Annotated in this window: 19 protein-coding genes and 1 pseudogene; 12 read left to right on the top strand and 8 right to left on the bottom strand. The window is 65.5% G+C overall.

The genetic code is table 11. The annotated features are described in order from the left end of the window. Positions 1-23: 23 nt before the first annotated feature. The 4 genes from BMX17_RS15325 to BMX17_RS15310 all read right to left on the bottom strand — a co-directional run bounded on the left by BMX17_RS15325 (position 24) and on the right by BMX17_RS15310 (position 3658). Positions 24-215 (bottom strand): DUF7501 family protein, encoded by a 192-nt coding sequence (locus tag BMX17_RS15325; protein WP_092661634.1) that lies wholly within the window; start codon positions 213-215, stop codon positions 24-26. Between the two features lie 73 nt (positions 216-288). Beyond that, a complete protein-coding gene (locus BMX17_RS15320; protein WP_092661632.1) occupies positions 289-2613 on the bottom strand; it encodes a heavy metal translocating P-type ATPase in 2325 nt (774 codons plus the stop codon). Next, positions 2610-3422, bottom strand: a complete 813-nt coding sequence (locus BMX17_RS15315; protein ID WP_092661630.1) for a sulfite exporter TauE/SafE family protein — start codon at positions 3420-3422, stop codon at positions 2610-2612. Before BMX17_RS15315 ends, BMX17_RS15320 begins: the two co-directional genes overlap by 4 nt. Before the next feature lie 23 nt (positions 3423-3445). Then, on the bottom strand, positions 3446-3658 hold the full coding sequence (locus BMX17_RS15310) for a DUF8131 family protein (protein ID WP_170845429.1): 213 nt from the start codon (positions 3656-3658) through the stop codon (positions 3446-3448). A gap of 99 nt (positions 3659-3757) precedes the next feature. Here BMX17_RS15310 and BMX17_RS15305 point away from each other — a divergent pair, with 99 nt between their 5' ends. The 5 genes from BMX17_RS15305 to BMX17_RS15285 all read left to right on the top strand — a co-directional run bounded on the left by BMX17_RS15305 (position 3758) and on the right by BMX17_RS15285 (position 7428). Beyond that, on the top strand, positions 3758-3991 hold the full coding sequence (locus BMX17_RS15305; protein ID WP_244515022.1) for a hypothetical protein: 234 nt from the start codon (positions 3758-3760) through the stop codon (positions 3989-3991). Positions 3992-3997: 6 nt separating this feature from the next. Further along, entirely contained in the window at positions 3998-4567 is a 570-nt protein-coding gene (locus BMX17_RS15300; protein ID WP_092661626.1) for a cytochrome c oxidase subunit II, read from the top strand. A gap of 47 nt (positions 4568-4614) precedes the next feature. After that, positions 4615-6330, top strand: a complete 1716-nt coding sequence (locus BMX17_RS15295; protein WP_092661787.1) for a b(o/a)3-type cytochrome-c oxidase subunit 1 — start codon at positions 4615-4617, stop codon at positions 6328-6330. After that, the gene (locus BMX17_RS15290) at positions 6327-6524 is read left to right on the top strand and encodes a hypothetical protein (protein ID WP_092661624.1); all 198 of its coding nucleotides are present in this window, start codon (positions 6327-6329) and stop codon (positions 6522-6524) included. Before BMX17_RS15295 ends, BMX17_RS15290 begins: the two co-directional genes overlap by 4 nt. A 160-nt stretch (positions 6525-6684) precedes the next feature. Then, positions 6685-7428, top strand: coding sequence for a universal stress protein (locus BMX17_RS15285; RefSeq protein ID WP_092661622.1), 744 nt, complete (start codon positions 6685-6687; stop codon positions 7426-7428). A 32-nt stretch (positions 7429-7460) separates the two neighbouring features. Here the strand turns inward: BMX17_RS15285 and BMX17_RS15280 are convergent, their stop codons facing one another. Beyond that, entirely contained in the window at positions 7461-7694 is a 234-nt protein-coding gene (locus BMX17_RS15280) for a hypothetical protein (RefSeq protein WP_092661620.1), read from the bottom strand. 131 nt (positions 7695-7825) lie between these two features. On the opposite strand from BMX17_RS15280, the gene BMX17_RS15275 reads away from it, so the two are divergent. Beyond that, positions 7826-9247: an APC family permease gene (locus BMX17_RS15275; RefSeq protein ID WP_092661618.1), complete on the top strand. Its 1422-nt coding sequence runs from the start codon at positions 7826-7828 to the stop codon at positions 9245-9247. Beyond that, positions 9247-10008 carry a universal stress protein gene (locus BMX17_RS15270; RefSeq protein WP_092661616.1) on the top strand — a complete coding sequence of 254 codons (762 nt, stop codon included), beginning with the start codon at positions 9247-9249 and terminating at the stop codon, positions 10006-10008. Before BMX17_RS15275 ends, BMX17_RS15270 begins: the two co-directional genes overlap by 1 nt. Here BMX17_RS15270 and BMX17_RS15265 read toward each other — a convergent pair. Beyond that, entirely contained in the window at positions 10005-11705 is a 1701-nt protein-coding gene (locus BMX17_RS15265) for an acyl-CoA carboxylase subunit beta (RefSeq protein ID WP_092661614.1), read from the bottom strand. The genes BMX17_RS15270 and BMX17_RS15265 overlap by 4 nt on opposite strands. Before the next feature lie 230 nt (positions 11706-11935). On the opposite strand from BMX17_RS15265, the gene BMX17_RS15260 reads away from it, so the two are divergent. Further along, positions 11936-12187: an MTH865 family protein gene (locus BMX17_RS15260; protein WP_092661612.1), complete on the top strand. Its 252-nt coding sequence runs from the start codon at positions 11936-11938 to the stop codon at positions 12185-12187. 24 nt (positions 12188-12211) lie between these two features. On the opposite strand, the gene BMX17_RS15255 is transcribed toward BMX17_RS15260, so the two are convergent. After that, positions 12212-12727, bottom strand: a complete 516-nt coding sequence (locus tag BMX17_RS15255) for a metal-dependent hydrolase (protein WP_092661610.1) — start codon at positions 12725-12727, stop codon at positions 12212-12214. A 53-nt stretch (positions 12728-12780) separates the two neighbouring features. Here BMX17_RS15255 and BMX17_RS26190 point away from each other — a divergent pair, with 53 nt between their 5' ends. Then, on the top strand, positions 12781-12942 hold the full coding sequence (locus BMX17_RS26190; protein ID WP_170845428.1) for a hypothetical protein: 162 nt from the start codon (positions 12781-12783) through the stop codon (positions 12940-12942). A gap of 43 nt (positions 12943-12985) precedes the next feature. Then, complete coding sequence (locus tag BMX17_RS15250) at positions 12986-13558, top strand: peroxidase-related enzyme (RefSeq protein WP_244515021.1); 573 nt, start codon at positions 12986-12988, stop codon at positions 13556-13558. Positions 13559-13580: 22 nt separating this feature from the next. On the opposite strand, the gene BMX17_RS15245 is transcribed toward BMX17_RS15250, so the two are convergent. Next, the gene (locus BMX17_RS15245) at positions 13581-13976 is read right to left on the bottom strand and encodes a DUF7522 family protein (protein ID WP_092661608.1); all 396 of its coding nucleotides are present in this window, start codon (positions 13974-13976) and stop codon (positions 13581-13583) included. Positions 13977-14115: 139 nt separating this feature from the next. Between BMX17_RS15245 and BMX17_RS15240 the strand changes: the two genes are divergently transcribed. Both BMX17_RS15240 and BMX17_RS15235 read left to right on the top strand, forming a co-directional pair. Then, the gene (locus BMX17_RS15240) at positions 14116-14712 is read left to right on the top strand and encodes an AsnC family transcriptional regulator (protein ID WP_092661606.1); all 597 of its coding nucleotides are present in this window, start codon (positions 14116-14118) and stop codon (positions 14710-14712) included. A gap of 88 nt (positions 14713-14800) precedes the next feature. Then, a pseudogene (locus tag BMX17_RS15235) lies at positions 14801-15061 on the top strand (IS6 family transposase); the annotation flags it as partial.

The following is a 15061-nucleotide window of genomic DNA, read 5'->3' as shown; positions in this document are numbered from 1 at the left end:
GTGACCGTCGAGAAGTGACCGAGTTAGCCGGACCAGCCGCCGCGGATGTCGTTGTCGACGTTGCCGCGCCACTGATCGAAGCCGGACTCGCAGGCAGGATTGGACTTCAGGTGATCCATGAAACCCGCACCCGGCGAGTCGAGTTGCATCTCACAGAACGGACAGACGTTCGGGTTGTTCCACGTGGTCGGCACTGGTGTACCTGTATCCCCCATACGACCACGAATGGCAGGGTTGCATATAATTGTTTACGCCCACACCCGAGGTTGGATTAAACGTCCTAATATGTCACGAGCGGAGCGACCGCGACGAGTTCGTGACGACCAGCAGACTGGAGGCAGTCATCGCGACGGCGGCGAACAGGGGGTTCAACAGGCCGGCGACGGCGATGGGGATGGCGACGGCGTTGTAGAGGAACGCCCAGCCGAGGTTCTGGCGGATGCGTCCGTGTGTCCCGTTGGCGATCTCGAACAGCGCGGTCACGTTTCGCAGGTCGTCGTCCAGCAAGACGGCGTCCGCGGCGTCCGCGGCGAGGTCGGTCCCGCTCCCCAGCGCGATGCCGAGATCCGCGGCCGCCAACGCGGGGCCGTCGTTGCTCCCGTCGCCGACCATGGCGACGGTGCCACGCCCGCGCAGGCGCTCGACGGTCTCGGCTTTGGCCTCCGGCGGGACGCCGGCGAACACTTCGTCGGCGTCGATGCGGTCCTCGATCCGTTCGACCGCACCGCTCTCGTCGCCGGTCAACACCACCACCTCGTGATCGGCCGAGAGGTCTGCGACGACCTCGGCGGCCTCCGGCCGCTCGCGCTCGCCCAGCAGGAGCAGACCCTGCGCCCGTCCGTCCCAGCCGACGAACACCGGCCGCTGGCCGGCGTCGGCCGCCTCGGTGGCTCGCCGGTCCAGTTCGTCCGGGACTCCAAGGCCCTCGGATCGGAGCAGGTCCGCCCGACCGACGGTCACGCGGTCGCCGTCCACGACGGCGCTGACGCCGGTGGCGTGCCCCTCGAAGTCGGCAGCGCCGGGCGGGTTCTCGACGGCATCGGTAATCGCGGTGGCGACGGGGTGGTTCGCCCGGGACTCGACCGCGGCCGCGCGACGGCGCAGGGTCTCGGGATCGTCGCCGACGACCTCGGCGACACGCATCTCGCCGGTCGTCAGCGTCCCCGTCTTGTCGAAGACCACCACGTCGACCTCGGGGACGGCCTCGAACACCGCTTCGGAGACGACGACGATCCCGGCGTCTGCGGCCTCGCGGACGCCCGCGGCGACCGCGAGCGGCGTCGCCAGCCCCAGCGCACAGGGACAGGAGACGATGAGCACCGTGAGCCCGATCAGCAGGGCCGAGACGCCGCTCCCGCCGGTCAGGAGGACGGCCGCGGCCGCCAGCGTGCCGAGCGCGATCACCGTCGGCACGAACACCGTCGCCAGTCGGTCGGCCAGCCGCTGCATCCCCGGCCGGGCGCTCTGGATCGACCAGAGCAACTCGACGATGTGGTCGAGGGTGCTCTCGGCGTCGGCCGCGACCTCGACCGTCAGCGGCGAATCGGTGACGACGCTCCCGCCGATCACCTCGTCGCCCACGCGCTTGTCGACCGGCATCGGTTCGCCGCTGAGCAGCGACTCGTCGACCGCGGCCGAGCCCTCGAGGACCTCGCCGTCGGTGGGGACGCGCTCGCCCGCCTTGACCAGCAGGCGGTCGCCAGCCGACAGGTCCTCGACAGGCACCGTCTCCGTCCCGTTGGCGGTCAGGCGGCGCGCCTCGGTCACCCTGGACTCGGTCAGCTCCGAGAGCAGGCCGACCGCGCGGTCCTTGACCCGACCCTCGTAGTAGTTGCCAAGCGAGACCACGAGGACGATGGCCACCGTCACGTCGAAGTAGAGGTGCGTGCGGCCCAACACCATCGCGACGGTGCTGTAGCTGTACGAAGCCGTGGCCGCGAGCGCGACCAGCAGGTCCATGTTCGGGTGGCCCGCCCGGAGACTGACGTACGCGCCCCGCAGGATCGGCCACCCCGTGTAGAAGAGGACGAGAGACGTCATCAGCCAGACGTTCCCGAACAGGTAGAGTCCGACGAGGCTGTTCAGGTCGATAAAGGGCGCGTCGTAGCCGAAGTACGTGGGGTAGAGAAACAGGGCGTACCAGCCCATCACCATCATGCCGAAGAAACCGCCGATCGCCAGCGCCCAGGCCGATTCGTCGGCCTCGCTGTCGGCCTCGACCTCGCGGTCCCGGGCCGCGTACCCGTAGCCCGAGACAGCATCGGCGAGTTCGTCGGGCCGGGTCTCCTCGGGGTCGTAGACCAGCCGCATCGTGTCGGTGGCGTAGCTGGCGGCGGCGTCGTGGACGCCCGACTGGTCGACCGCGCGGGACTCGACGAAGGCCTCGCAGGTGCCACAGTGCATCCCGTCGACGGCGAGATAGCCCGTCTCGGCGTCGTCGGGGACCGAGACGTCCTCGCGGCCCCGGCGCTCGTCGAGGTCCGCCTCGGTCGTCTCCACGTCGTCGAGGGCGTTCGCGACCGAGAGACAGCCCTGACAGCAGTACGCCCCGCCGTCGCCGTCGGTGATCGGCGGGTCCGGCGTCGGTCGGTCACAGAGTGTACAGTCGGTCATGCGAGGGGCTGGTAGAACGGCACGGGCAACATCGGCACGCCGACGCCGAGCAACATCAGGCCGTGTGAGAGGGGAATGTACCCGAGGAGGATGAAGGCTCCGCCCAGCAGTCGGTGGAGGGTCCGGCGGTGGCCGTCACCGAGCGTGCCCAGCACCGTCCCGTAGGCAAAGAGCGTCGGGACCGTCCCCAGCCCGAGGACGCCGAGACTCAGCGCGGCCCGGACGGGATCGCCGAGCGCGAACGCGTAGACGTAGGCGGGATAGAGGATCGGACAGGGGAGGATCCCGTGGACGGCACCCAGGCCGACGATCTTGGGGCCGCCGACAAGCCGGTCGACGCGTGCGGTGAGCCAGCCGGTGATCCGCTGGAACCCCCGGGTGACGACGGCGGGCGTGAACCGGTCGAGATGGCCAGTCCCGCCGAGCAGGTATCTGATGCCCGTCGCGACGATGACCGCGCCGACGGTCAACCCGGCGACGATCCGGACGGGGTTGGCGATGGCCGGCAGTCCGTCGACCGACGCGAACACCAGTCCGCCGGCCGCGGCCGCGAGCGCGCCGATGGCGGCGTAGCTGATCGTTCGCCCGAGGTTGAACAGCAGGTGCTGGCGGACGGCGAACGTGGTGAGCCGGCGGCTCCGGTCGGTGCCGGTCCGTGCGTCCATCCGGTCGGCGTACAGCGTGACCAGCGGGCCACACATTCCGAGACAGTGCGCGCCGGCCAGCAGGCCGATCACGGCGAACACCAGCAGGTCGACGTTGCCCTCGACGGCGGAGACACCGGCCAGCTGGAGGAGCGTCGCACTCATCTATCGGGGGTGGGACACACGACTCAACTGTGTGCCGCGTCGGTCCCGTGTTCTTCGGCCTCGGTCGGGGAGAACAGCAGGTAGAGACTCGTGGTGATCAACACGACGTTCGTGGCCGTCACGGCGAGTGCCACGTAGAACGACAGCGTGAGGCCAAACGTTACCACCGGCACCAGCGCCAGTAATGCGATCGCGATGACGATTCGTGGCGACAACGAGTCGAATGCCTGGATCATACCGACCATTGGAGGACGCGCAGTATAATGCTGGGCGGTGTTCTCACTCCGTGGGAAACCACCGAATCGAATTTAACGAACATGTCCGTACACCCTTCCATGACCGCGACAGAGGCTGAGGCGGAGACGGATTCCGCGGTCGTCGGCGAGGAGACCTACGCCGACGGGACGCTGGTCAGGGATCCGGATATCGAAGAGTCGCTCTCACAGGACGAGTACGATCCGAAGGGCACGCTGGCGCTGTTGCTGGTGTACTTTCTCATCCTCGCCCTGATGTGGACGTATATGTACTTCGTCGAGTTCCTCGGCAACGGGGCGACGGTGATTGGGTGATTAGCGATGCACGTTCACAACTACGAAAAACTGTGGCTCGGGGCGTCGCTCCTGTTGATCGTCGGGTTCATCTCGACGATCGTCTACGGGGCGGCGGGTGCCGGGATCACCATGGTAAACGACGAGGGCGGGCAAGTCAATCCGCAAGAACTCGGGAACACGAGCGGCTTCGACGACCCCGGCGTCACGAAGGTCGGACCCAACGAGTACGAGGTCCACGTCGTCGGCATCCAGTTCGCCTTCCAGCCTTCGACGATGGAGGTGCCCGCGAATAGCACAGTCACGTTCTACGTGACCTCCCGGGACGTGGTTCACGGGTTCGAGATCGTCGGCACGAACGCCAACACGATGGTCATCCCTGGCGAAGTGTCGAAGATCACCGTCGAATTCGACGAACCGGGCGAGTACGGAATCGTCTGTCACGAGTACTGCGGTGCCGGCCATCACAGCATGGCCGCGGAGTTGACCGTCACGGAACCGTCCAACTTCACGATGCAAGACGACACGCAGACACAGACCGGTGGCAACGAGACGACGAACGCCACGGCGACGCCGAGCGGAGGTGAATCCGCGTGAGCACGCCCGGTGAGACGGCCGGCGAGACCGTGGATTCGGCCCGGGAGATGCTCCCGGACAACTCCTTTTTGATCCAGTACCCACACGTCTCGCGGGTCGTGCGCTCCCTGTTCCTGACGGCGTTCGTCGCCTTCGGGATCGGCGCGTTCATGGGCGTCCTGCAGGCGCTCCACCGGACGGGCGTCGCCCGGCTCGTCGACTCAGCCGACTACTACACGCTGTTGACGCTCCACGGCGTCTTGCTGGTGATCGTGTTCACCATCTTCTTCCTCGCCGGCGTGTTCGCCTGGGCGAACACGCGGAGTCTCGACAGACCGCCGGTGAGCAAGCGATTCACCTGGTTCTGGGTCGCGACGATGTCCGTCGGGACCGCGATGGCCGGAATCGCGATCCTGGCCGGACTGATCCCGAGTACCGACATCAGCGCGGACGTCCTCTTCACGTTCTACGCGCCCCTGCAGGCACACCCGATCTTCTACATCGGGCTCGCGGTGTTCATCATCGGGACCTGGCTCGCCGGCATCGACTGGTTCCGGCAGTACCTCGCCTGGCGGCGTGAAAACGCCGGCGAACGCATCCCGCTCCAGTCGTTCATGGTCCTGACGACGATGCTCATGTGGTTTATCGCCACCATGGGCGTCGCCGTCGAGGTCGTCGTCTTCCTGATCCCGTGGTCGCTCGGGATCATGCCCGCGCCGAACCCGCTGCTGACGCGGACGCTGTTCTGGTTCTTCGGCCACCCCGTCGTCTACTTCTGGTTGATGCCCGCGTACCTGCTGTGGTACACGGTCTTGCCGAAGATCGCCGGTGGACGCCTGTTCAGCGATCCGCTCGCACGGGTCGTGTTCGTGCTCTTCTTGCTCCTCTCGACGCCAGTCGGGATCCACCACCAGTACGTCGATCCCGGCATCGCGGAAGGGTTCAAGTTCATCGCGATGACGAACACGATGTTCCTGCTGTTGCCGAGCCTGCTGACCGCGTTCACCGTCGTGGCCAGCATCGAACACGGCGCGCGCCAGCGCGGTGGCACCGGCTACTTCGGGTGGCTCAAGGCGCTCCCGTGGCGTGATCCGGCCTTCACCGGCATGGCGCTGGCCGGTCTGATGTTCGCCGCCGGCGGGTTCAGCGGTATGATCAACGCTGGGATGAACATCAACTACCTCGTCCACAACACCATCTGGGTGCCGGGCCACTTCCACCTCACCGTCGGGACGGCCGTCGCGCTCACCTTCATGGCCGCCTCCTACTGGCTCGTGCCCCGGATCACCGGTCGGAAACTCTACAGTCGCCCCATCGGGCTGTTCCAGGTCGTCCTCTGGTTCATCGGCATGGTGTTCATGTCCGCGGCGATGCACCGTGGCGGCCTCGCGGGCATCCCGCGCCGGACCGCCGAACCCCAGTACCCGCAGGTCACCTTCGAGACCGTCGCCGGCTCGGTCAGCAGTCTCCGCCTGCAACTGGCGTTCGGCGGCGTCCTGCTGTTCGTCTCTGCGCTGTTGTTCCTGATGAACGTCGGCCTCACCGCGATGAACAACAAACCCGCCCGCAATCTCGACTCGGCACTGCCGCCGGCGCTGTCCGGGCCGGATCAGTCGCCGACGGTCCTGGACAACCTCAAGCTCTGGGCGCTGATCGCCGTCGTGCTGGTGATTCTCGCCTACTCGCTCCCGCTGTACAGCATCGTGCAGGGTGCCGGCCTCTACCCGGCCGGTCAGGAAGCGTCGCCGGCCGTCATCGCGCCGCTGCTGGAGGTGATCGCATGAGTCGCCTCTCACCGGCCGCCCTGCTGGTCGTCGGCGCGTTCATGGTGCCACTGTTCATCGAGCTACCGGTCGTGCTGTCCTTCGTCGGCGTCGACCTGCCGATGCCGGTCTCGCTCGGCATGGGCGTTGTCACGTTCGTGCTCGTGCTGGTCTGGTCGGAAGTCAGCCAGAGCCCGGACGCAGCCGACGCCTGACACGCCGGTATCGTTCGTCTGCCCTCGGTCGGATCGCCCGCGAATTGTCGGCTTCGTGCTCGTCTGGATAGCTGTATCACGCGGTGGTACACTGGCTTTATTGTCAGTGCACCCCAAAATCTGTATATCGACCCGTCAGACCCGACGGGAAATTCACACAATGTCCGACAGACCTAGCATCCTGGTCCCGGTACGTGTCCTCGAAGGGGAATCGATTCCAGAAGGTGTACCCGAACTCCTCACGAACGCACACGTCGTCCTGCTCGGCTACCACGTCGTGCCGGACCAGACCGCGACCGATCAGGCGCGTGACCAGTTCGAAGACCAGGCCACCCGCCGTCTCGAGGACTTTACCGCGATATTGGAACACGCGGGGGCGTCGGTCGAGTCCCAGCTCGTGTTCACACACGATGGGCAGACGACGATCGACCGGATGACCGAGGAGCACGATTGTCTGGCGGTACTGATTCCGAACGCGACGAGACCGCTGGAGAATGTCCTCGTCGCGATCCGTGGGATCGTCGGCATCGATCGATTCGTCCGCCTGGTTTCGGGGCTGTTCGCGACGGTCGACGTCGACGTGACGCTGTACCACGTCGCCGGAGCGGACGAGATCGATGCGGACGTAGAGACCCTACTCGAGGGGGTTGCGACTCGACTCTCCGAGGAGGGTGTCCCGCCCGACACGATCGATATGCAGGTCTCGCGGGACGGCTCTCCGCAGGAATCGATCGTCGATGCGTCCGACAACTACGACACGATCGTCATGGGGGAATCCGATCCGTCGGTGTCGACGTTCCTGTTCGGGATGACTGCAGACCAGGTCGCCAACGAGTTCCTGGGTCCGGTGCTCGTGATCCAACACGGGGACCCGGACGACACTGAGGAAACTGACAGCGAGTGAGAAAACGAGAAGCGGTGATTCGGCCGGCGGAATCAGGCCGAGCGTCTGCCGTCGCCCAGCCGCGGGTCTTGTTTACTCAGCACGTACCCGCCTGTGAGCAAGAGCAGGATCGAGACGAGCGATCCCACGAGGTAGCCGTTCGTCCCAAGTGTGGTCGGCCGTCCGAGCAGGACCCACACGCCGAGCGCCGTGTACGCCACTGCCAGGAAGCCGACGACACGGCCGATCCACACCGCCGCGCGGTCCGCAATCGTCTGTCGTGTCATAGCTACTGTGAAGTACGCGAGCCAGTCACCAAGTTCGTTCAGCGCGTTCCCACGTCGTGGGAACGCGACCCCTGAACTGATTACAGCGGACGTTCTTGTCACTCACTAGTTCGAGATATGACCAGGGAACTATGAGCGGGAGCAACCACACGAACAGGGCCGGCGAGTCACCGGAGACGGTCGCCACGCCGACGAACACGGACGACGAGACGACGACGACCGAGGAAGGCTCGGAACTGGAGCGGTCGATCGGGCTGGTCGGCGGCCTCTCGGTCGGTATCGGGACGATGATCGGTGCGGGTATCTTCGTGTTCCCCGGTATCGCGGCGGGGGAAGCGGGGCCCGCCGCGGCTGGCTCGTTCGCCATCGGTGCAGTGGTCGCCCTGCTGGTCGCGCTGCCCGCCTCGGAACTGGCGACCGCGATGCCCAAGTCCGGCGGTGGGTACTACTTCGTCTCACGTGCCCTCGGTGCGCTTCCGGGTGCCGTCGTCGGCCTCAGCGTCTGGCTCGGACTGGTGTTCGCGACCGCGTTCTACCTGGTCGGGTTCGGTAACTACGCAGCGGCGGTCCTGCTGGAGGCCGGTGTCGGACTGGGTGGCGCGAGCGTCGTCGTCCCGCTGGCACTGGTCTTCGGCGTGTTGCTGACCGGCCTCAACCTGTTCGGGACGGAAAACGCCGCGACGCTCCAGAACTACGTCGTCGGCCTGCTGTTGACGATTCTCGTGCTCTTTCTGACCTACGGCGGGCTCGACGCGCTCGGCGTCGTCGGCCAGCCGAGTACGCCCGAGTCGTTCCTGCCGTTCGGTCCGCTGCCGATGTTCACGACGGCCGCGCTCGTGTTCACGTCCTATCTCGGATTCGCCCAGGTGGCGACCATCGCCGGTGACATCAAAGATCCCGGGCGGAACCTCCCGCTGGCGATGGTCGGGTCGGTCCTCACCGTCGGCTTGCTGTACATCGTGACGATCTTCGTCGCGACCAGCGCCTTCGGGAGCGCGCAGTTGGCAACCTTCGGAGAGACCGCGATGGTCGAGGTGGCACGCTCCTTTTTCGGCGTCCCCGGTGCAGTGCTGATCCTCCTCGCCGGTCTGCTCGCGACGATATCGAGCGCGAACGCGTCGATTCTCTCGACCTCGCGGGCGGTCTTCGCGGTCAGTAAAGACGCCATCATCCCGAAGTTCGCGAGCCGGATGAACCTGAAATACGGGACGCCACACGTCGCGCTGGCGATGGCCGGCGGTCCCATCCTCGTCTTGACCGCATCCGGCGAGGTCGCGATACTCGCGGAGGTGGCCTCCTTTCTCCACCTGGTGATGTACGGCCTGATCTGTGTCGCGTTGCTCGCGATCCGTCGCGACGAGCCGGGGTGGTACGATCCGGAGTTCCGCGTCCCGGCGGCGACGTTCGTGGCGGTCGTCGGCGCGCTCGCGAGTTTCGTGATGATCGCGTTCATGCAGCCGATTTCGCGTCGCGTCGGTGCCGCGATAATGATCGCGTCCGGCGTGTGGTACAAGTACTACGCCAGTGACGTATCTCTCAAGGGGGCCCTCTGATGAGCGACGACCGACCGGACACGTCGGGTGACCTCGCGATCCGTGACCCACCACGTGTTCTCGTGCCCGTCGAAGTACTGGAAGGACAGACGATTCCGCAGACGCTCGTGGAGTTTCTCGCCCCGGCCGAACTGGTGTTGCTGGGGTACCACGTCATCCCCGAGCAGACGCCGACCGAGCAGGCGAGTATGCAGTTCGAGGAGCGAGCGCGCGCGGCCGTCGACGACATCGCGGCGGCGGTCGGTGATGCCCACACCGACGTCGAGACGCGCGTGGCGTTCACACACGACGAGGACCGGACGATCGACCGCGTCGCCGACGAAGTCGACGCGACCGCCGTCCTCCTGCCGAACCCGGCGGGCGATATTTCGGAGATTCTGGTCCCACTTCGGGGCATCGTCGACGTGGGCCGGCTGGCGGACCTCGTGGCGACGCTCGTCGACGGCGACGACAAACGGGTCACGCTCTGGGATCTCACGGTCGACGAGTCCACCGCGCTCCTCGATCAGTCCGAGCGGACCTTGCGCGACCGCGGTCTAACCGACGAACAGATCCGTACCGAATCCGACGACGTGGAGTTTCCCACGCGGGCCATCGTGGACCGGACCGACGAGTTCGACATCGTCGTCATGGGCGAAGGGAAACAGACACTCCTGACGACGGTGCTGGGTGACACGAGCGAACGGATCGCTGAGGGTGCCGTCGCGCCGGTGCTGGTCGTTCGGCGCGACAGGAGCGAAGACGGCGAGACGGACGGTTAGAACAGGATCGTCCCGTGGTGGCGGTCGGGGTCGTCCCGGCGCTTGTTCCTGAAGGCCGACAGACGAGCCAGCAACTGCTCGCGGAGGTCGCCCGCCGGCAGGAGTTCGTCGACCTGCATCTTCGCGGCCTGAGCGCGCAGATCGACGAAGTCGTCGAACTGCTCTTTGGCGCTGTCGATGAACGCCTCGCGGGTCTCGCCCTCCATCTCCTCCAGTTGGCCGCCAAAGAGGGCGTGGACGGCGGCATCCGGTCCCATCACGGAGATTTCGGCGCTCGGGAGCGCGAGCGTCGCGTCGGCACCGAACGCGGGGCCACACATGGCGTAGATGCCCGCGCCGTAGGCTTTTCGCGTGATGACACAGAACTTGGGCACCTGGGCGTTCGACGTAGCGTAGATGAACTTCCGGCCGCGCTGGAGGATCCCCTCGCGTTCGACCTTCGACCCGACCATGAACCCGGGCGTGTCACACAGGTACACGAGCGGGATCTCGTAGGCGTCACAGATCCAGACGAATTCGGCCGCCTTCTCCGCCGAATCGGGGAAGATGGCTCCGCTGACGTGGTTGGGCTGGTTGGCGACGATGCCGACCGGTCGCCCACCCATGCGGGCGAAGCCGGTGACTATCTCCGGGGCGAACTGGGGTTTGGTCTCGAACCAGGAGTCCCGGTCGACCACGCGGTCGATCACCTCGTGTACGTCGTAGGCCGCGTTGGGTTCGTCGGGGATCACCGCGTCCAACCCTTTCGGATTCTTGACCGGTGGTTTCGGCTCTCGCGTCGGGTTCGGTGCGTCGTACTGCTGGGGGAGATACGAGAGCAGGGCCTTGACGGCCTCGGCGGCGGCCTCCTCGTCGGGGACCACGAGATCGGCGCTGCCGGACTGGGTGGCGTGGACCTGCGGGCCCCCAAGATCCGCCATGTCGACTGACTCGCCGGTCATCGCCTCGACGATCCGGGGCGAGGCGATGGCCATGCCGGAGATGTCCTCGACCATGATCAGGAAGTCACAGAAGACGGGCGTGTAGGCCGACCCGGCGATGTTCGGCCCGTAGAGGACGCCGATCTGGGGGACCTGTCCGGAGTGGAGACACTGGTTGTAGAACATCTTCCCGCCGCGGTAGCGATCCATGTGCGTGTCGCCTTTCTCGCGTTCCTCGGCGTTGAGCCGCGCGCCCGTCGAGTCGATCAGCCGGACGATCGGTGCGCCGGCTTCGGCGGCCCGTTCCGAGAGCCGGATCTCCTTCTCGACGCCCATCTGGCCGAGCGAACCGGCCTTCACACTGTAATCGTTGGCAGTGAAGAATACTTCGCGGCCCTCGATCTCGCCGACGCCGGTCAGCAGGCCGTCGGCCGGGAGTTCGTCGTCGTCGGTGAAGCGGGCGAAGGTGCCGTCCTCGTAGGTAATCTCGTCGAACAGCAGGTCGAGCCGGTCGCGGACGAACGCCTTCCCGAGGTCTTCGAGTTTCTCGTGGCCCCGTTCGGGCCCGCCGGACACGATGTCCTCGATCTGCTCGCGGAGCTTCTGTTCGCGCTCGGTGACGATGTCGCCGCCGCCCGTCCACTCCTCCTCGTCGGCCGCGACCCGGTCGCCGCCGGGATCGACGATTTCGACGGGCTGGCCGAGGTGTTCGGCGACCGCGGTGGCTATCACGCGAGCGGTGTCCTCGTCGGTCTCGCCGTCGACTGTGATCTCCATACTCAGACATCACCCGTCGTCGCGCCGGGTCGAAAACTCACGCAGTGTTTACAATTGACACGCATAGTGACAGCAAACTCTCGCCGGACGGTAAAATATGTATGGGTCTCTCACGCACAGCCGTGTCGTCGACGGGGCAGTCACGAATCGTGGCGGAAGCGACGCTGAGCGGACTGTATCGTTGGACACAATCTTTTTTACAGTCGCTTCGAGAACCGTTCGAGTGGATCATGGCAGACAAAGAGGATTTGCGCCAGCAGATGATCGACGCGTTCGGGGGGGCCGATTATCCGATCTCGAGTCCGATGGATCTCGTGCCAGCCCTGCCAAACGGGCCGTCGACGACGTTCGAGTCCGGGAACTTCTCGATGACGGCTATGGAACTGAACACGAAGCTCTCCGGGGGAGACTTCCCATACGACAGCGCCGAGGCCTTCGTCGACGACATCGTGAACGAACTGGAGAAGCAGGACCTGATCTGAGCGGGGCACCTCTGCCGTGGCGTCTCATACAGGTGTGACGACCAGCAATGCCGAAACTGTGGCGAACACGCCGAGACCGAGCAGTCCGTAGTTCGCGATCGGGTTCTTCGCACGAACGAGATCGAACGTCACGGTCCGACCCGAGAGCGGCCACAGCGGCGTGATACCCATGGGGGTGAGCACGTCCCCAAGCAGGTGCGCACAGATTCCCAGCGCCCCGAACACGACACCTGCGGCGGCGAGTTCGGGCGCGGCCGGTGTGGCCGGGCGACCGCCGAGGACCCACCCGACCGCGCCGAACCCGATGCCGACCAGCAGTGCGAACCAGGCCGTGTGGGTCACGCCGCGGTGAGCGACCAGCGGCAACTCGTGGTCCACGTCGGGCAGGGAGGCGACCGACAGCACACACAGCTCCCCGAGGACGGCCAGATCGGTGCGTCCCACCAGCACCAGCGCGACGGTGACGGGGAGCACGACCAGCAGCGAGACGCCGAGGTGGCCTGCCCGGTACACGCTCGCGGGTTGCTCGTGATCGGACATGAACCTTCGGCCGCGATGGCGAGGCTTAACCGGCTTCCGCCCGGAGTCGGGGTATGCTCGCGTCGGTCGCCGGAGACGTATTGGGTCGAGTCGGGCCGTTCGTCATCCCGGTCGTCCTGTTCGCTGGTGGCGTGACGGTCTACGCCCTGCTGTGGCTGTTCTACCGCTGGCGGGATGGCGCAGTGACCGGCGACGACGCCACTCCCGAGGAGTGAGTCGCGGCCAACACTGAAGCCCCCGCCAGCCGAGAGGGGTGGCATGGGAACCGAACAGGAAGCGATGACGCGGTTCGAAGTGCCGGACGTGGAAGACCTGCCCGAAGACCTGCAGGAGCGCATCGAGGAGGAGACAGAACAGGCTGGCTTCACGCCGAACGTCTTTCTGGCACTGGGGTATCGCCCGAAGCAGGCGCGGGCGTTCATCCAGTACCACGACGCCTTGCTGGAGGAGACGGCCCTGGAACGCGAAGAGATCGAGATGCTGATCGTCACGGTCTCGGGCGTCAACGACTGCCTGTACTGTATCGTGGCCCACGGGGCGCTCTGTCGGATCTACGCCGACGCGCCCATGCTGGCGGAACAACTGACGGCGAACCACCGCACCGCGGACATCAGCGAGACCCACCGGGCGATGCTCGATTTCGCGGTCAAGCTCACCGAGGAACCAGCACGAATCGAGGACGACGACCTCCAGCGACTCCGCGAGTACGGGTTCAGCCAGGAAGCGATCTGGGACATCGGCAACGTCGTGTCCTTCTACAACCTCTCGAACCGGATGGCCCACCTCGCGGATATGCGACCCAACGAGGAGTTCTATACGCTCGGTCGGTGACGCGGGCGACAGGCGACCGCGCTCAGAGTCGCGGTTCGATTTCCTCGTCGAGGTACTGGATACAGTACTCCACGTCTTCCATCGTGGCGATCTCGCCGTCACGCTGGATCGAGACGAGAAAGCCCGCTTTCACGTTCGACGGTTCGCGCCACGTGAGCACCCAGGCCTCGTCGAACACCCGGACGAACGATTTCAGGTCGCCGGTCTTGAACACCGATCCCTGATCGGAGAAACTCAGTTGCTGGACGATGGCATCGTCGAGGATCTGCTGTCGCTCGTCCAGATCGTACCGCTCTCGCACGTCGGGCCGAAACTTGACCGCCGAGGAACTGGCGTCGTACTGGACGACGGTGCGGAGGTCGTCACCGACCCGCTCGTGGAGGGCGTCCCAGACCACGTCGACGAGATCACGTTCCATATTCCGTGTTAGTTCGGTTTCTCGGGTTTCAGTCCTTCGCTTGGTCCTGTAAACGGAGCGTGACGTTTGCGATACCGACGAGCACGGAGTGGGTATGCAGCGGCGAAACTGACTTGCCGGGGCCGGTCGCAATGCCTCCATGCGCGGACTCGACGACACGGACCGAGAAATCCTCGATATCCTCCTCTCGGACGGTCGCCGGCCGTACAGCGACATCGCCGAGGCGGTCGATCTCTCCCCGCCTGCGGTATCCGACCGGATCGAACGGCTTCAGGAGATAGGCGTCGTCCGCCGGTTCACGGTCGATCTCGACCGATCTGTCCTCCGTGAGGGTGTTCCGGTACTGGTCGACCTGCGCGTGCGGCCGGAGCACGCCGAAACGGTCGCCGGCGCGCTGTCGGAGTCGGACCCGGTCGAACACGTCTTCACCACCGCCGACGAGCGCGTCGTGGTCACCGCGACGGTCCCCGACGGCGACGTACGCGGACTGCTCGCCGAGGCAATCGAGATGGAGACGATCGACGGGTACGACGTGGATCTGCTCGCCGACACCGCCTGGTCACCCTCGACGGCCGACGCGGAGTTCGCCCCCGAGTGTGCCGAGTGTGGCAACACGGTCGATACCGAGGGAGAGACGACGGAACTCGACGGCACAGTGTATCACTTCTGCTGTTCCTCCTGTGAGTCACAGTTCGTCGAGCAGTACGAGGAGCTTCGAGCGGGGACGCCCTCCTGACTGTCCAGAGATCGTAAATATTCGCCCCGTTCGGCTGGCGGTGTTCAGATAAGGATGAAGAGTGAGGCGATGTGTTTTCTGAGTGCCTATGCCCGAAAACACACGCCTCGGCGGAAGTATCGACCAGATCGACTTAGAGTTTGTTGAACGCGAGGCGACACCGCGACTGCTGATGAAGCTCGGTATTCAGTTGCATCTTGCTGGACTCTCTCTTTCGAATACCGTTTCGGTTCTTGATATATTCGGTGTCGAGCGAGCGCGATCCACCGTGCATAATTGGGTTCACAAGGCAGATCTACAGCCCGAAGCTGGATGCAGTCCGGATCACGTTGCGGTTGACGAGACCGTG

The sequence above is a fragment of the Halorientalis persicus genome (assembly GCF_900110215.1).
GTDB lineage: Archaea > Halobacteriota > Halobacteria > Halobacteriales > Haloarculaceae > Halorientalis > Halorientalis persica.
This window is presented reverse-complemented; position numbering and strand designations above follow the sequence as displayed.

Coding starts and splice junctions, on each gene's coding strand:
- BMX17_RS15325 (WP_092661634.1), bottom strand. CDS start 215: ATGGGGGATACAGGTACACCAGTGCCGACCACGTGGAACAACCCGAAC.
- BMX17_RS15320 (WP_092661632.1), bottom strand. CDS start 2,613: ATGACCGACTGTACACTCTGTGACCGACCGACGCCGGACCCGCCGATC.
- BMX17_RS15315 (WP_092661630.1), bottom strand. CDS start 3,422: ATGAGTGCGACGCTCCTCCAGCTGGCCGGTGTCTCCGCCGTCGAGGGC.
- BMX17_RS15310 (WP_170845429.1), bottom strand. CDS start 3,658: ATGATCCAGGCATTCGACTCGTTGTCGCCACGAATCGTCATCGCGATC.
- BMX17_RS15305 (WP_244515022.1), top strand. CDS start 3,758: ATGACCGCGACAGAGGCTGAGGCGGAGACGGATTCCGCGGTCGTCGGC.
- BMX17_RS15300 (WP_092661626.1), top strand. CDS start 3,998: ATGCACGTTCACAACTACGAAAAACTGTGGCTCGGGGCGTCGCTCCTG.
- BMX17_RS15295 (WP_092661787.1), top strand. CDS start 4,615: ATGCTCCCGGACAACTCCTTTTTGATCCAGTACCCACACGTCTCGCGG.
- BMX17_RS15290 (WP_092661624.1), top strand. CDS start 6,327: ATGAGTCGCCTCTCACCGGCCGCCCTGCTGGTCGTCGGCGCGTTCATG.
- BMX17_RS15285 (WP_092661622.1), top strand. CDS start 6,685: ATGTCCGACAGACCTAGCATCCTGGTCCCGGTACGTGTCCTCGAAGGG.
- BMX17_RS15280 (WP_092661620.1), bottom strand. CDS start 7,694: ATGACACGACAGACGATTGCGGACCGCGCGGCGGTGTGGATCGGCCGT.
- BMX17_RS15275 (WP_092661618.1), top strand. CDS start 7,826: ATGAGCGGGAGCAACCACACGAACAGGGCCGGCGAGTCACCGGAGACG.
- BMX17_RS15270 (WP_092661616.1), top strand. CDS start 9,247: ATGAGCGACGACCGACCGGACACGTCGGGTGACCTCGCGATCCGTGAC.
- BMX17_RS15265 (WP_092661614.1), bottom strand. CDS start 11,705: ATGGAGATCACAGTCGACGGCGAGACCGACGAGGACACCGCTCGCGTG.
- BMX17_RS15260 (WP_092661612.1), top strand. CDS start 11,936: ATGGCAGACAAAGAGGATTTGCGCCAGCAGATGATCGACGCGTTCGGG.
- BMX17_RS15255 (WP_092661610.1), bottom strand. CDS start 12,727: ATGTCCGATCACGAGCAACCCGCGAGCGTGTACCGGGCAGGCCACCTC.
- BMX17_RS26190 (WP_170845428.1), top strand. CDS start 12,781: ATGCTCGCGTCGGTCGCCGGAGACGTATTGGGTCGAGTCGGGCCGTTC.
- BMX17_RS15250 (WP_244515021.1), top strand. CDS start 12,986: ATGGGAACCGAACAGGAAGCGATGACGCGGTTCGAAGTGCCGGACGTG.
- BMX17_RS15245 (WP_092661608.1), bottom strand. CDS start 13,976: ATGGAACGTGATCTCGTCGACGTGGTCTGGGACGCCCTCCACGAGCGG.
- BMX17_RS15240 (WP_092661606.1), top strand. CDS start 14,116: ATGCGCGGACTCGACGACACGGACCGAGAAATCCTCGATATCCTCCTC.